This is a genomic window from Amycolatopsis sp. NPDC049252 (assembly GCF_043197175.1).
GTDB lineage: Bacteria > Actinomycetota > Actinomycetes > Mycobacteriales > Pseudonocardiaceae > Amycolatopsis.
Map to the genome: position 1 here is coordinate 169,002 of NZ_JBICSQ010000003.1, position 14,716 is coordinate 183,717.

Sequence of the window (14,716 nt, forward strand, 5' to 3'; positions counted from 1 at the left end):
CTCGTGAGTGGTGAGGAGGGTTGCGGCCCTCCTCACCACTCACGAGGCTAGGCTTGCCGCCATGAGCGTGGTCTACGACTGCAGCAAGCGCGATTCCCGGGCCGACGGACTGTCCGCGGCGGCCGGCGCGGTCCGGTCGAGCAGGCTGGTCGTGCTGCCGACCGACACGGTCTACGGCATCGGCGCCGACGCGTTCGACGCGGGCGCCGTCCAGGCGCTGCTGCGCGCCAAGAACCGCGGCCCGGACATGCCGGTCGGCGTGCTCGTCGGCTCGTGGTCCACTGTGGACGGTCTGGTGCTCGGCGTGCCGCCGCAGGCGCGCGCGCTCATCGAGGCGTTCTGGCCCGGCGATCTGTCCATTGTGCTCCCGCACGCGCCGAGCCTGCAGTGGAACCTCGGCGACGCGCGCGGCACCGTGATGCTGCGGATGCCGCTGCACCCGGTGGCACTGGAGCTCCTGCGCGACGTCGGCCCGATGGCCGTCTCCAGCGCGAACGTCTCCGGCCGGCCGCCGGCGAGCACCGCGCAGCAGGCGCAGGAGCAGCTCGGCGACTCGGTCGCGGTGTACCTCGACGGCGGCTCCAGCGGCGAGGCCGTCGCGTCGAGCATCGTGGACCTCACCGGCACCGAACCGGTGGTGCTGCGGGAAGGCGCCGTGAGCAAGGACGCCATCGCGGAGGTGCTCGGTGTCCCCGCGGAAACGTTGGCGTGAAGCCGGATCCAGGCGCCGGGCGCGGCACGATAGCGTGTCGCGGGTGACCCCGACCCCGCGAGCGTGACGCACCCGTGCCGCCCACATCCGGTCTTCTCCCGATCCGGGAATACATCCTCGTCGCGCTGACCGCGACGGCCGTGACCTACCTGCTGACCGGCGTCGTGCGCCGGATCGCGATCCGCGTCGGCGCGATCGCGAATCCCCGGGCGCGCGACGTGCACGTCGCGCCCATCCCGCGGATGGGCGGGATCGGCATCCTCCTCGGCGTCGCCGGCGCGATGGGCCTGGCCCACCAGCTGCCCGCGCTCTCGCACGGGTTCGACGCCTCGTTCGACTCGGTCGGCGTGCTGCTCGCCGCCGCCGTCATCTCGCTGATCGGCGCGCTCGACGACCGGTTCGAGCTGGACGCCTGGACGAAGCTGGCCGGCCAGGTCATGTGCGCCGGGATCCTGGTCATCTTCGGCGTGCAGTGGGTGTCGTTCTGGGTGCCGTGGGGCGGCACCGGCGCCTCGTTCGGCTCGGTGCTGGTGCTCGACAAGAACCAGGGCGCGCTGCTCACCGTCGTGATGGTCGTGGTGATGGTCAACGCGATGAACTTCGTCGACGGCCTCGACGGGCTGGCCGGCGGCCTCGGCTTCATCGCGGCGGCGGCCACGTGCGCGTTCTCCCTGGGCCTGCTCGACAGCTCCGGCGGCGACGTCGGCACGTACCCGCCCGCGCTGATCGCGGCCACGCTCGCCGGGGCCTGTCTGGGGTTCCTCCCGTACAACTTCCAGCCCGCCAAGATCTTCATGGGCGACTCCGGGTCGATGATGATCGGCCTGGTGCTCGCGGGCGCGACGACGTCGGCGTCCGGGCGCGTGCCCTACCCCCAGTTCAGCGGCAAGGACGCGATCGCGCTGCTCTCGCCGCTGGTGGTCGTGGCGGCGGTGCTGTTCGTCCCGATGCTGGACCTGATCATGGCGGTCGTGCGCCGCACCCGCCGCGGCGAGAGCCCGTTCGCGGCGGACAAGATGCACCTGCACCACCGGCTGCTGGAGATCGGCCACTCCCAGCGCCGAGCCGTGCTGCTGATCTACTTGTGGGCCGGCATCCTGGCGTTCGGCGCGGTCTCGGTGACCCTGTTCGACGACGCGGCGGCGCTCTGGATCATCGGGGTGGGCCTGGTGTTCGCGGTGGCGGTCTCGATCATCCCGCGGCTGCGTTCGCGCAACCAGCCGGGAGCCTAGGTCGCCGGGGTCTCTACACTCGGGGACGAACCGAGCAGGGAGCCGACCGTGAGCGAGACCGAAACCTCGACCGAAGCGCAGGAGAACCCGCACGCCAAGGTGGTGCTGCAGGCGGCCCGCGCCATGACGAAGGCTTCGCTGCTGGTGACCCCGCCGGCGGTGCTGGTCTGCATCGTGCTCTTCAGCGTCCTCAACGGCATGCCCGGCTTCTGGGGCTCGCTCGTCGGCGGAGCGCTGGCGATGCTGGCCTCGCTGTCGACCCTGGGCATGATGCGCTTCAGCGCCGGCCAGGACCCGATGTTCGTCATGGTGATCGCGCTCGGCGGGTACGTCGTGAAGGTCGTCCTGCTGTTCGGCGCGCTGACACTGCTGAAGGGCGTCACGGCGCTGCACCCGATGTCGCTCGGCATCACCATGATCGTGGCCATCCTGCTGGCCGCCGCGGCCGAGTTCGCCGCCTTCCGCAAGACCAAGATCCCGACGATCATCCCGTCCTGACGGCTGTCCGATTTGCCGGTCAGGTCCGTTACTCAGGGTGAGCCCGGGTGCGGCCGCCCGAGTGTGACCGGGACCACAGTCGTGCGCTTTCGCGCGGCCTCCGGAACGGTCCCGGAGGGCTCGCCTGCGACGTTCCGGACGCGGTCCCGGCCGGTGCCGGACCTGGGTCCCGGGTCGACCCGGGACCTAAGTCCTGGGCTGATCGGTTGGTATGGAGTACGCCTGTACGGCACTGATTGACCTGCTGGTATGGTCCGCGTCAAGGGTGGCGGCCTCGGCCGCACGCTCCCTAAGACGAACCGCGATCAGCAGTGTGGCGACCGTGTAGTTCCGCCTCCTCCGCCGCTGGTCCGAAGTAGACCGTGGGCAGTGTTCACGCGAGACAACCCCGTGTGCAGAACGTGAAGCCGTGTTCATCGCACAGTGGGGCAGCCGCCTCCGGCGTCCCGATGCGTATCGGGTACGTTAAGTCCAGATCGTGACGATTCCCCCGGCGGAGTGAACGCCGGCCGGGAGAACCGGAAGGAGCCCAGTGGGCGCGCTGGTATTGGCCGAGGGTGCTGTGTTCGCACCGCCCGGCGCCGAAAGCTTCGAGTTGCCGGCGTTGTTCGGCGGAGTCACCAAGCCGATGGTGCTCGTCGTGCTCTCGGTGGTCATCATCGCGACGTACTTCCTGCTGGCGACCCGCAAGCTGCAGGTCGTGCCGGGCAAGGGGCAGTTCGTCGCCGAGTCCATCTACGACTTCAGCCGCAACAACATCGCGCGCGAGCAGATCGGCTCGAAGGACTTCAAGCGGTATGTGCCGCTCGTTTTCTCGTTGTTCACCTTCGTACTGGTGAACAACCTCTACGGGATCATCCCGTTCCTCCAGTTCCCGACCATGGCGCGGTTCGGTTTCCCGGTCGCCCTGGCGGTTCTCGTGGTCTACCCGGTTTACCACTACGCGGGCTTCAAGAAGCACGGCTTCGCCGGCTACTTCAAGAAGGAACTCGCGCCGCCGGGTGTCCCCAAGGCGGTCCTGCCGCTCTTCTCGCTGATCGAGTTCGCGGAGAAGTTCTTCCTGAACCCGCTCACGCTCGCCATCCGTGTTTTCGCCGCCATGTTCGCGGGTCACCTGATCCTGGCGGTGTTCACCCTCGGCGGCACCTTCCTGCTGACCGAGACGTCGAGCTGGGCGCTCAAGCCGGTTTCGCTCGTGGCCTGGATCTTCGCCATCGGGATGACCTTCCTCGAGGCCTTCATCCAGGTGCTGCAGGCCTACATCTTCGCCCTGCTTTCGGCGGGGTACATCGGCGCCGCGCTGGCGTCGGAGCACTGAGAACACAAGCCCCCGATTCGCGCGAGCGCGCGGACCGAAGTGAAGGGAAATGCACGTGAGCAACATCGTTCTGGCCCAGGCCGCCGCCGAGCAGGCCGTCAACATCAACCCCGGCCTCGCCGCCATCGGTTACGGCCTCGGCGCGATCGGCCCGGGCATCGGTGTGGGTCTGATCTTCGCCGCCGTCATCAACGGCACGGCGCGTCAGCCGGAGGCCCAGGGCAAGCTGCAGGGCATCGGCTTCTCGACCTTCGTGCTGACCGAGGTCCTGGCGCTGATCGGCATCGTCATTTACTTCATCGCCTCCGCCGCCTGAGTCAGCAGCTCATCGCTTAAGGAGACGCCGTGCTGAAGAGTGCTTTGCTCCTCGCCGCCGAGGAAAAGGCCCACAACCCGATCATCCCCGACATCTCGGAGCTGATCCTCGGCATCGTCGCCTTCCTGATCCTGCTGTTCATCCTCAAGAAGTACGTCGTCCCTCGCTTCGAGGCCGCGTACGAAGAGCGTGCGCAGAAGATCGAGGGTGGCATCGAGAAGGCCGAGAAGGCCCAGGCCGAAGCCGAAGCCGCGCTGGCGCAGTACAAGGCGCAGCTGGCCGAAGCCCGGTCCGAGGCCGCGAAGATCCGCGACGACGCCCGGCTCGAAGCCGAGCAGATCAAGGCGGAACTGCGGGCCGACGCCGAGGCCGAGTCCCAGCGGATCGTCGCCCAGGGGCAGGCCCAGCTGCAGGCCCAGAAGGCGCAGATCATCGCCGAGCTGCGGGCCGACATGGGCCGCAACGCCGTGGAGCTGGCCAGCCGCATCGTCGGTGAGTCGCTCGAAGACGAGGCGCGCCGTCGTGGCACCGTCGACCGGTTCCTCGCGGAGCTGGACACCGCCGGTGCCGCTGGTGGAGCGGGGAAGTAGACCGGAATGACGCTGCATGCTGCGAGCCGTGAAGCGCTCGGCCTCGCCGAGGAACGCCTCGGCGAGGTTCTGGCCGACGCGGGAGCCGACGCGGCCACGGTCGGCGACGAGCTGCTCTCGGTCGTCGACCTGCTGGACCGGGAGATCGGTCTGCGCCGGGCGGTGAGTGACGCCTCGGCGACGCCGGAGTCGCGCACCACGCTGGTGCGCCGGCTGTTCGACGGCAAGCTGTCCGAACCGGCCCTGAAGGTGCTCGACGCCGTGGCGGGCAGCCGCTGGTCCAGCCCTCGTCAGCTGGTCGACGGGCTCGAGTCGCTCGGGCACTCCGCGCTGCTCACCGCCGCCGAGAAGACCGGCAACATCGACGCCGTCGAGACCCAGCTGTTCCAGGTCTCGCGCGTCGTGGCCAACCACCCGGAGCTCGAGACCGCGCTGTCGGACCTCGCCGGTCCCGCCGACGCGAAGCGTTCGCTGGTGCGCGGGCTGTTCGCGGACAAGGTGGACGTGGTCACCGAGACCCTCGTCGAGCAGGTCGTCCGCCGGGCCAAGGGCCGCGGTGTCGGCGCCGGGCTCGACGCGCTGGTCAAGCTGGCCGCGGAACGCCGTCAGCGCTCGGTCGCCTACGTGACCAGCGCGAGCCCCCTGACCGACGAGCAGACCGCCCAGCTGGGCGCGAAGCTCGACACCATCTACGGGCGGTCGATCGCGCTGCACATCGAGGTCGATCCCAGTCTCGGCGGCGGACTCGTCGTCCGCGTCGGCGACGAGATCATCGACGGGAGCGCGGCGGGTCAGCTCGCTGCCCTGCGCAGGCGGCTGGCCCGGGCCTAGCCCAGGTCACACAAGACTTTGCATACTGGCAAGAACGAAGCGAGAGCGGGAAAGACATGGCCGAGCTGACGATCTCCTCGGATGAGATCCGTAGCGCGATCGAGAACTACGTCTCGAGTTACGCCCCGGACGTGAGCCGGGAAGAAGTTGGCGTCGTGATCGACGCGGGTGACGGTATCGCCCACGTCGAGGGCCTCCCCTCGGCCATGGCCAACGAGCTGCTCGAGTTCCCCGGCGGCGTCCTGGGCGTCGCACTGAACCTGGACGCGCGCTCCATCGGTGCCGCGATCCTCGGTGACTTCGAAAGCATCGAAGAGGGCCAGCAGGTCAAGCGCACCGGCCAGGTCCTGTCCGTGCCGGTCGGCGACGGCTACCTCGGCCGGGTCGTCAACCCGCTGGGCGCCCCGATCGACGGTCTCGGCGACATCGAGACCACCGACCGCCGCCCGCTGGAGGTCAAGGCCGCTTCGGTGGTCGAGCGCCAGCCGGTGTCGGAGCCGCTGCAGACCGGCATCACCGCCATCGACGCGATGACCCCGATCGGGCGCGGCCAGCGCCAGCTGATCATCGGTGACCGCAAGACGGGCAAGACCGCCGTCGCCGTGGACACGATCATCAACCAGAAGTCCAACTGGGACACCGGCGACGAGAAGAAGCAGGTCCGCTGCATCTACGTCGCGATCGGCCAGAAGGGCTCCACGATCGCCGCGGTCAAGAAGTCCCTCGAGGACGCGGGCGCGATGGAGTACACCACCATCGTCGCCGCCCCGGCTTCGGACTCGGCCGGCTTCAAGTGGATCGCGCCGTACACCGGCTCGGCCATCGGCCAGCACTGGATGTTCGAGGGCAAGCACGTCCTCATCGTCTTCGACGACCTGACCAAGCAGGCCGACGCCTACCGCGCGATCTCGCTGCTGCTGCGCCGCCCGCCGGGCCGCGAGGCCTTCCCCGGCGACGTCTTCTACTTGCACTCCCGTCTCCTCGAGCGGTGCGCGAAGCTCTCGGACGAGCTGGGCGCCGGCTCGCTGACCGGGCTGCCGATCATCGAGACGAAGGCCAACGACGTGTCGGCCTACATCCCGACGAACGTCATCTCGATCACCGACGGCCAGTGCTTCTTCCAGTCGGACCTGTTCAACGCCGGTCAGCGCCCGGCCATCGACGTGGGTATCTCGGTTTCCCGCGTGGGTGGTGCCGCGCAGGTCAAGGCGATGAAGTCGGTTTCCGGCTCGCTGCGCATCGACCTGTCCCAGTACCGCGAGCTGGAGGCGTTCGCCGCCTTCGCCTCGGACCTCGACGACGCCTCCAAGGCGCAGCTCGAGCGCGGTGCCCGGCTGTACGAGGTGCTCAAGCAGCCGCAGTACTCGCCGATCCCGGTCGAGGAGCAGGTCTGCACGGTGTGGCTGGGCACGAACGGTCACTACGACTCGGTCCCGACCGAGGACGTGCGCCGCTTCAACCACGAGTTCCTCGACTCGGCCCGCCGCAAGCACGACGACGTCCTCGGCGCGATCCGCGACTCGGGCAAGTTCGAGGACGCGACCGCCGACAAGCTGGTCGCCGCGGTGAACGAGTTCAAGAAGGAGTTCACCACCTCTGAGGGCAAGTCCCTGGTCGAGGCGGACGCCGACGCGATGGACTCCGACAAGGTCGGGCAGGAGACCGTCAAGGTCAACAAGCCCGCCCCGAAGAAGTGAGCTGATAGCTCATGGCCGCACAACTCCGGGAACTTCGGTCGCGCATCAAGGCGACCAAGTCGATCGGCAAGATCACCAAGGCGATGGAGCTCATCGCCACCGCGCGCATCACCAAGGCGCGGGCGAAGGTCGCCGCTTCCCGGCCGTACGCGGACGAGATCACCAAGGTGCTCTCGGCGCTGGCCGGTGCGGCGGCCAACCTCGACCACCCCATGCTGGTCGAGCGCCCGAACCCGAAGCGGGCCGCTGTCCTGGTCGTGACCAGTGACAAGGGCCAGTGCGGTGGTTACAACTCCAACGTGCTGCGCGCGACCGAGGAGCTCCTCGCCCTGCTCCGCAAGGAGGGCAAGGAAGCCCAGGTCTACGTGACCGGCAACAAGGGCCTGAACTACTACCGGTTCCGCAACCGCGAGGTCGTGGACGGCTGGACGGGCTTCTCCGACCAGCCGGGCTACACCGACGCGGTCGCGGCCGGCGAGGCCCTGGTGGCGTCGTTCATGGCCGGCGTCGACGACGAGCACGGCAACACCGACGGTGTCGAGGGTGTCGACGAGATCCACATCGTCTACACCGAGTTCGTGTCGATGCTGACCCAGCGGCCGACCGCCAAGCGCGTCGCGCCGCTCGAGGTCGAGTACTCCGAGGGCGAAGAGGAGAAGCCCGCCGGGCTGCTCCCCAGCTACGAGTTCGAGCCGAGTGCCGACAAGCTGCTGGACGCGCTCCTGCCGAAGTACATCAACACGCGGCTCTACGCGGCGTTGCTCGAGTCGGCGGCGTCCGAACTGGCCGCCCGCCGGACGGCCATGAAGGCCGCGTCGGACAACGCGAACGAACTGGTGGGGAACCTGACGCGGGAGATGAACCAGGCCCGCCAGGCGCAGATCACCCAGGAGATCTCCGAAATCGTCGGTGGCGCGAACGCGCTCACCGCAGCAGGAAGTGATGATTGATGACCAGTACTGAAGCCCCGCGCGCCAAGGGGCGCATCGTGTCGGTGACCGGTCCGGTCGTCGACGTCGAGTTCCCGCGCGGTTCCGTGCCCGACCAGTTCAACGCGCTCAAGGTCGAGATCGAGTTCGAGCAGCTCCGCAAGACCGTGACGCTCGAGGTCGCCTCCCACCTGGGTGACAACCTCGTCCGCACCATTTCGCTGCAGCCGCAGGACGGTCTCGTGCGCGGGGCCGAGGTCACCGACACCGGCGGCCCGATCACCGTTCCGGTGGGCGACAAGGTCAAGGGCCACGTCTACAACGCCCTCGGCGAGTGCCTCGACGAGCCCGGCTACGGCGACGACCTCGAGCGCTGGGGCATCCACCGCAACCCGCCGTCCTTCGACCAGCTCGAAGGCAAGACGGAGATGCTGGAGACCGGCCTCAAGGTCGTCGACCTGCTCACCCCGTACGTCCAGGGTGGCAAGATCGGCCTGTTCGGCGGTGCCGGCGTCGGCAAGACGGTGCTCATCAAGGAGATGATCACCCGTGTCGCCCGGAACTTCGGTGGTACGTCGGTGTTCGCCGGGGTCGGCGAGCGCACCCGTGAGGGCAACGACCTCTTCCTGGAGATGAGCGAAGACGGCGTCATCAACGACACCGCCCTCGTGTTCGGCCAGATGGACGAGCCGCCGGGCACGCGTATGCGCGTCGCCCTGTCCGCGCTGACCATGGCGGAGTACTTCCGCGATGTGCAGAACCAGGACGTGCTGCTGTTCATCGACAACATCTTCCGGTTCACCCAGGCCGGTTCCGAGGTGTCGACCCTGCTGGGCCGCATGCCTTCGGCCGTGGGTTACCAGCCGACGCTGGCCGACGAGATGGGCCAGCTGCAGGAGCGGATCACCTCGACCCGAGGCCGGTCGATCACCTCGATGCAGGCGATCTACGTCCCCGCGGACGACTACACCGACCCGGCCCCGGCCGCGACGTTCGCCCACCTGGACGCCACCACCGAGCTTTCGCGTGGTGTCTTCCAGAAGGGCATCTTCCCGGCGGTGGACCCGCTGGCGTCGACGTCGACGATCCTCGACCCGGCCATCGTCGGTGAGGACCACTACCGCGTGGCCTCCGAGGTCATCCGGATCCTGCAGAAGTACAAGGAACTGCAGGACATCATCGCGATCCTCGGGATGGACGAGCTCTCGGAAGAGGACAAGCTCACCGTCCAGCGCGCCCGCCGGATCGAGCGCTTCCTCTCGCAGAACATGCTGGTCGCGGAGGCGTTCACGCAGATCCCGGGCTCGACGGTGCCGCTGTCGGAGACCATCGAGTCGTTCGACCGCATCGCCAAGGGTGACTTCGACCACTACCCGGAGCAGGCGTTCCTGGGTATCGGTGGCCTCGAGGACCTCGAGAAGAAGTACAAGGAAATCACCAAGAAGTGACTTCCCTGAGGCGGCGGGGGCGGTGTCCACTGTGGACTCGAGCCCCCGCCGTTCTCATACCGGGATACGGACCTATTACACTCGGTGGTAACACCCCGAGCGAAGGAGTGCTACGTGGCTGAGATGTCCGTGGAGCTGGTGGCTGTCGAGCGCCGTCTCTGGTCGGGTACCGCCACTTTCGTGGTGGCCCAGACCACCGAAGGCGAAATCGGCATCATGGCCGGTCACGAGCCCGTGCTCGGGCAGCTCGTCGAGGGTGGCGTGGTCAAGGTGACGACCACCGACGGCGAGACGGTGTGCGCGGCCGTGCACGGTGGTTTCCTTTCGGTCACCGGCACCGGGGTGAGCATCCTCGCGGAGAGCGCCGAGCTCTCCGACGAGATCGACGTAGAAGCGGCGAAGGCGGCCCTGACCGGGGACGACGAGACCGAGCGGGCGAGGGCCTCGGCCCAGCTCCGCGCAGCAGGTCAGTCGGCCTGAGCGAGCGACGGGCAGGAGCCGGGCCGTGCAGATCACCGTGGTGGTAGTCGGGCTCCTGATCGTGCTCGTGGTGCTGGTCGGCTGGTACGGCCAGCGGTGGATCCGGATGCGCCGCGGCGGTGGCGTGAGCGTCGCGCTGCGGTGGCGTCCGGACAACGCGCGGGCCAGCTGGCACCTGGGGCTCGGCCGCTACGAGGGTGACGAGTTCGTCTGGTACCGCGTGTGGAGCCTGCGCAGCGGCCCGGACCGCGTCTTCCAGCGCGCGAGCATGCAGATCGCCGACCGCCGTGACCCCTCCGGCAGCGAGGCCTACGCCGTTCCCGAAGGCGCCATCGTGCTGCGCTGCGAGTCCGAGACCCAGGAAGCGATCGAGATCGCCATGGGCCCGGGCGCGCTCACCGGGTTCCTCTCCTGGCTGGAGTCGGCCCCGCCCGGGCGACGCCTGCCACGCGCCTCCTGAGCTGTCTCAAACCGAGACAGCCGGCCCGGCCGTTTTGGCCTACGGTTGAACGCATGATCTTCATCGTGGTCAAGTTCCCGGTCAAGCCGGAGCACGCGGAAGCCTGGCCGGACATCGTGGCGGACTACACCAAGAACACCCGGGCCGAAGCGGGCAACCGGTTCTTCGAGTGGTCCCGCAGTCTCGAGGACAAGAACACCTACGTGCTGGTCGAGGGCTTCGAAGGCCAGGACGCCGCCGTCGCGCACGTCGGCTCCGACCACTTCAAGTGGGCCACCGAAAACCTGGGCGCCTACATCTCGGACAACCCGCAGATCATCAACGTCCAGGACGCCTCCGACTGGGGTCCGATGGCCGAGATCGAGCCCCACTAAACTGGGGGCCGTGACTCTCGTCGAGATCCCCGGCTCCAAGTCCGTCACCGCTCGCGGCCTGTTCCTCGCGGCGGCCGCGCACGGCACCACCGTGCTCGGCCGGCCGCTGCATTCGGACGACACGGAGGGCTTCGCCGAGGGGCTCGTGAAGCTCGGCTACCAGGTGGACCGGCAGCCGGGCGCCTGGACGATCGAGGGCCGTCCTTCCGGGCCGGGTGTGGCGTCCGCCGACGTCTTCTGCCGCGACGGCGCCACCACGGCCCGCTTCCTGCCCGCGCTCGCCGCGGCCGGCACCGGCACGTTCCACTTCGACGCTTCCGACCAGATGCGCCGCCGCCCGCTGGGGCCGCTGACCGACGCGCTGCAGGAACTGGGCGTCGACCTGACCTTCGAGGGCGAGCCGGGGCACCACCCGCTGACCGTCCGCGCGAACGGCGTCAAGGGCGGCGACCTGACCCTGGACGCCGGCCTGTCGTCGCAGTTCCTGACGGCGTTGCTGCTGCTCGGGCCGCTGACCTCGGAGGGGCTGCGGATCACGGTGACCGACCTCGTGTCGGTGCCCTACGTCGAGATCACGCTGGAGATGATGCGGCGCTTCGGCGTGGACGTCCGCCGTGAGGGCAAGACGTTCGTCGTCCCGCCGCGGCCGTACCAGGCCTGCGACTACCCGGTGGAGCCCGACGCGTCGACGGCCAGCTACTTCCTGGCCGCGGCGGCCGTCACCGGCCGCACGGTGACCATCCCCGGCCTGGGTTCGTCGGCGCTGCAGGGGGACGTGCGGTTCGTCGACGTCCTCGAGCAGATGGGCGCCCACGTGCAGCTCGAAGAGGACTCGGTGACCGTCGCGGGCCCGTCGGAAGGCCTGCGCGGCGTCACGGTGAACATGCGCGACATCTCCGACACGGTCCCGACGCTGGCGGCGATCGCGCCGTTCGCGTCCGGGCCGGTGCGGATCGAGGACGTCTACAACACCCGCATCAAGGAGTGCGACCGCCTCGACGCGTGCGAGGAGAACCTGCGCGCTCTCGGGGTGGGCGTCGAGACCGGCCGCGACTGGATCGAGATCCAGCCGGGTGATCCGTCCGGCGCGCTGATCAAGTGCCGCCGCGACCACCGGATCGCGATGGCGTTCAGCATCACGGGCCTGCTGACCGACGGCATCACGCTGGACGACCCGGAGTGCGTGAAGAAGACGTTCCCCAGCTTCCACCAGGCCCTGCGGTCCCTGCGGGACCGCTGGGGGATCTAGGACGGCTGCCCGCCCGGCTGCCACAGCACGTCACCCTCGGGGTTGGCCAGCCGGGCCAGGATGAACAGCAGGTCCGAGAGCCGGTTCAGGTACTTCACCGCGATCGGGTTCGTCGTCTCCGGCTCGGCCTCGTACAGCTCCCACGCCGAACGCTCCGCGCGGCGTGCCACCGTGCGCGCCTGGTGCAGGAACGCCGCGCCCGGCGTGCCGCCCGGCAGGATGAACGACGTCAGCTTGGGCAGGCGGTCGTTGAAGTCGTCGCACCAGCCTTCGAGCCGCTCCACGTACTTCTCCGTGATGCGCAGCGGCGGGTACGGCGGGTCGTCCTGGATCGGCAGGCAGAGGTCGGCGCCGACGTCGAAGAGATCGTTCTGCAGCGCGCGCAGCACGCCGGTGATCTCGTCCGGCAGCGCGCCCAGCGCGACGGCCAGCCCGATGACCGAGTTCGCCTCGTCGGTGTCGGCGTAGGCCCCCAGGCGGGGGGACGTCTTGGACACGCGCGACCCGTCGCCGAGCGCGGTCGTGCCGTTGTCGCCGACCTTGGTGTACACGCGGTTGATGCGAACGACCATGAACTCACCATAGCGGCCCCCGCCCGGGCCGAATCCGGGCGAGAGGGCATGATTGGCGGCCATGAGCGAGCACTTCGACGTGCATGGCGGAGCCCGGCTGGTCGGCGAGGTCGACGTGGTCGGCGCGAAGAACAGCGTGCTGAAACTGATGGCCGCCGCCCTTCTCGCGGAGGGCACCACGACCATCACGAACTGCCCGCAGATCCTCGACGTCCCGCTGATGGGCGACGTGCTGCGGAGCGTCGGCTGCGAGGTCGTCATCGAGGGCGACACCGCCACCATCACGACGCCCGCCGAGCTTTCGCACCGCGCGGACTCGGCGGCGATGGGCAAGCTGCGCGCGTCCGTCTGCGTGCTGGGGCCGCTGGTCGGCCGGCTGAAGCAGGCCGTGGTGGCGCTGCCGGGCGGTGACGCGATCGGCTCGCGGCCGCTGGACATGCACCAGAACGGCCTCCGCAAGCTGGGCGCGACGAGCACCATCGAGCACGGCTGCGTCGTCGCGAAGGCCGACACGCTGGTCGGCGCGCAGATCTGGCTGGACTTCCCGAGCGTCGGCGCGACCGAGAACATCCTGATGGCCGCCGTCCTCGCCGAGGGCACCACGGTGATCGACAACTGCGCGCGCGAGCCCGAGATCGTCGACATCTGCACGATGCTCGTGGAGATGGGCGCCAAGATCGAAGGCGCCGGCACGTCGACGCTGACCGTGCACGGCGTGGAGCAGCTGCACCCGACCCAGCACAGCGTGATCGGCGACCGGATCGTGGGCGCGACGTGGGCCTTCGCGGCGTCGATGACCCGCGGCGACCTGACCGTGCGCGGGGTCAACCCGCACCACCTCGACCTGGTGCTGAACAAGCTCCAGCTGGCCGGCGCCGACGTCACCACGTTCGGCGACAAGGGTTTCCGCATCGTGCAGCCCGAGCGGCCGCAGGCGGTCGACTGGGTCACCCTGCCGTACCCGGGTTTCGCGACCGACCTGCAGCCGTTCGCGGTGGCGCTGTCGGCGGTCTCCGAGGGCACGTCGATGATCACGGAGAACGTCTACGAGGCGCGGTTCCGCTTCATCGAGGAGATGATCCGCCTCTCCGGCGACGCCCGCACGGACGGTCACCACGCGGTGGTCCGCGGCGTCGAGCGGCTGTCGAGCGCACCGGTCTGGGCGTCGGACATCCGGGCGGGCGCCGGGCTGGTGCTGGCCGGCCTGTGCGCGGACGGCGTCACCGAGGTCTGGGACGTCTTCCACATCGACCGCGGCTACCCGCACTTCGTCGAAAACCTGAACCGCCTGGGTGCGAACATCAAGCGCGTCAGCGGCGAGCCGGCCCGCACGTAGTCCGTGAATGGCACATCGAGGGACTCAGAGTCCCTCGATGTGCCATTCACGGCGTTTCAGACCTCGCGGGCGCCCAGTGCGCGCAGGACGTACTCCACCAGCCGGTCCAGGTAGTCCGGCTCCACCGGGGCCCGGCGGACCACCATGCGCCAGTAGATCGGCGCGCCCAGGACGTCCATCGCCATCTCGACGTCCAGGTCCGCCGGGAGCTCGCCCCGGTCCATCGCGCGCCGCAGCATCACCTCCGCGCGGTCGCGCCGGGGGCCGCCGATGCTCGTGCGCGCGCTTTCGGCCATCTCCGGGTTGCGCGCGCCCTCGGCGACGAGGTCCGGCAGGATCCGCGAGAACAGCGGGTGCGTGAGCCAGTCGATCATCGCCTGCAGCGTCACCCGCAGGTCGCCGCGCAGCGAACCGGTGTCCTCGAGCACCGCGCGTGACACGCTGAACTCCGCGACCACCGCGGTGATCATCTCGTGCTTCGACGCCCACCGCCGGTACAGCGCGCTCTTGCCGACGCCGGCTCGTTTCGCCACCGCTTCCATCGACAGCCGCCCGTAACCCTGTTCGGCGAGCTCGTGCAGCACCGCGTCCGTGATGGCCTGGGTGACTTCGGGCTGGAGGACCGCGGCGCCGGTCGGGGTGCGTGCCATGACGCGCAGTCTAGCGGGTGGACG

17 protein-coding genes are annotated in these 14,716 nt (G+C 69.1%); 15 read left to right on the forward strand and 2 right to left on the reverse strand.

Translation table 11 applies throughout. From position 1 onward, the window contains the following. Nucleotides 1-61 precede the first annotated feature (61 nt). The 14 genes from ACGFMK_RS06190 to aroA all read left to right on the forward strand — a co-directional run bounded on the left by ACGFMK_RS06190 (nt 62) and on the right by aroA (nt 12,134). Complete coding sequence (locus tag ACGFMK_RS06190; protein ID WP_392758895.1) at nt 62-712, forward strand: L-threonylcarbamoyladenylate synthase; 651 nt, start codon at nt 62-64, stop codon at nt 710-712. 74 nt (nt 713-786) lie between these two features. Next, nucleotides 787-1,944 (forward strand): glycosyltransferase family 4 protein, encoded by a 1,158-nt coding sequence (locus ACGFMK_RS06195; RefSeq protein ID WP_392758897.1) that lies wholly within the window; start codon nt 787-789, stop codon nt 1,942-1,944. A gap of 48 nt (nt 1,945-1,992) precedes the next feature. After that, nucleotides 1,993-2,442 carry a hypothetical protein gene (locus ACGFMK_RS06200; protein WP_392758899.1) on the forward strand — a complete coding sequence of 150 codons (450 nt, stop codon included), beginning with the start codon at nt 1,993-1,995 and terminating at the stop codon, nt 2,440-2,442. A gap of 532 nt (nt 2,443-2,974) precedes the next feature. Further along, nucleotides 2,975-3,760, forward strand: coding sequence for a F0F1 ATP synthase subunit A (atpB, locus tag ACGFMK_RS06205; protein ID WP_392758900.1), 786 nt, complete (start codon nt 2,975-2,977; stop codon nt 3,758-3,760). 55 nt (nt 3,761-3,815) lie between these two features. Further along, nucleotides 3,816-4,076: an ATP F0F1 synthase subunit C gene (locus tag ACGFMK_RS06210; protein ID WP_323322819.1), complete on the forward strand. Its 261-nt coding sequence runs from the start codon at nt 3,816-3,818 to the stop codon at nt 4,074-4,076. Nucleotides 4,077-4,105: 29 nt separating this feature from the next. Then, entirely contained in the window at nt 4,106-4,666 is a 561-nt protein-coding gene (locus ACGFMK_RS06215) for a F0F1 ATP synthase subunit B (RefSeq protein WP_392758901.1), read from the forward strand. A gap of 6 nt (nt 4,667-4,672) precedes the next feature. After that, nucleotides 4,673-5,497 (forward strand): F0F1 ATP synthase subunit delta, encoded by an 825-nt coding sequence (locus tag ACGFMK_RS06220; protein WP_392758902.1) that lies wholly within the window; start codon nt 4,673-4,675, stop codon nt 5,495-5,497. Between the two features lie 56 nt (nt 5,498-5,553). After that, entirely contained in the window at nt 5,554-7,194 is a 1,641-nt protein-coding gene (gene atpA / locus ACGFMK_RS06225) for a F0F1 ATP synthase subunit alpha (protein ID WP_392758903.1), read from the forward strand. Between the two features lie 11 nt (nt 7,195-7,205). Further along, a complete protein-coding gene (locus ACGFMK_RS06230) occupies nt 7,206-8,144 on the forward strand; it encodes a F0F1 ATP synthase subunit gamma (protein ID WP_392758905.1) in 939 nt (312 codons plus the stop codon). Continuing rightward, complete coding sequence (gene atpD / locus ACGFMK_RS06235; RefSeq protein ID WP_323322809.1) at nt 8,144-9,571, forward strand: F0F1 ATP synthase subunit beta; 1,428 nt, start codon at nt 8,144-8,146, stop codon at nt 9,569-9,571. Before ACGFMK_RS06230 ends, atpD begins: the two co-directional genes overlap by 1 nt. Nucleotides 9,572-9,685: 114 nt before the next feature. Continuing rightward, the gene (locus tag ACGFMK_RS06240; protein WP_003102658.1) at nt 9,686-10,051 is read left to right on the forward strand and encodes a F0F1 ATP synthase subunit epsilon; all 366 of its coding nucleotides are present in this window, start codon (nt 9,686-9,688) and stop codon (nt 10,049-10,051) included. Between the two features lie 25 nt (nt 10,052-10,076). Continuing rightward, complete coding sequence (locus tag ACGFMK_RS06245) at nt 10,077-10,511, forward strand: DUF2550 domain-containing protein (RefSeq protein WP_392758906.1); 435 nt, start codon at nt 10,077-10,079, stop codon at nt 10,509-10,511. A 53-nt stretch (nt 10,512-10,564) separates the two neighbouring features. After that, on the forward strand, nt 10,565-10,885 hold the full coding sequence (locus tag ACGFMK_RS06250) for a putative quinol monooxygenase (protein WP_392758908.1): 321 nt from the start codon (nt 10,565-10,567) through the stop codon (nt 10,883-10,885). A 10-nt stretch (nt 10,886-10,895) separates the two neighbouring features. Continuing rightward, a complete protein-coding gene (aroA, locus tag ACGFMK_RS06255; RefSeq protein WP_392758910.1) occupies nt 10,896-12,134 on the forward strand; it encodes a 3-phosphoshikimate 1-carboxyvinyltransferase in 1,239 nt (412 codons plus the stop codon). On the opposite strand, the gene ACGFMK_RS06260 is transcribed toward aroA, so the two are convergent. Further along, nucleotides 12,131-12,706, reverse strand: coding sequence for a cob(I)yrinic acid a,c-diamide adenosyltransferase (locus tag ACGFMK_RS06260; RefSeq protein ID WP_392758912.1), 576 nt, complete (start codon nt 12,704-12,706; stop codon nt 12,131-12,133). The genes aroA and ACGFMK_RS06260 overlap by 4 nt on opposite strands. A 61-nt stretch (nt 12,707-12,767) precedes the next feature. Between ACGFMK_RS06260 and murA the strand changes: the two genes are divergently transcribed. Then, nucleotides 12,768-14,042: a UDP-N-acetylglucosamine 1-carboxyvinyltransferase gene (gene murA, locus ACGFMK_RS06265; RefSeq protein WP_392758914.1), complete on the forward strand. Its 1,275-nt coding sequence runs from the start codon at nt 12,768-12,770 to the stop codon at nt 14,040-14,042. Nucleotides 14,043-14,098: 56 nt separating this feature from the next. Here murA and ACGFMK_RS06270 read toward each other — a convergent pair whose 3' ends face one another. Continuing rightward, complete coding sequence (locus ACGFMK_RS06270) at nt 14,099-14,692, reverse strand: TetR/AcrR family transcriptional regulator (RefSeq protein WP_392758916.1); 594 nt, start codon at nt 14,690-14,692, stop codon at nt 14,099-14,101. Nucleotides 14,693-14,716 lie beyond the last annotated feature (24 nt).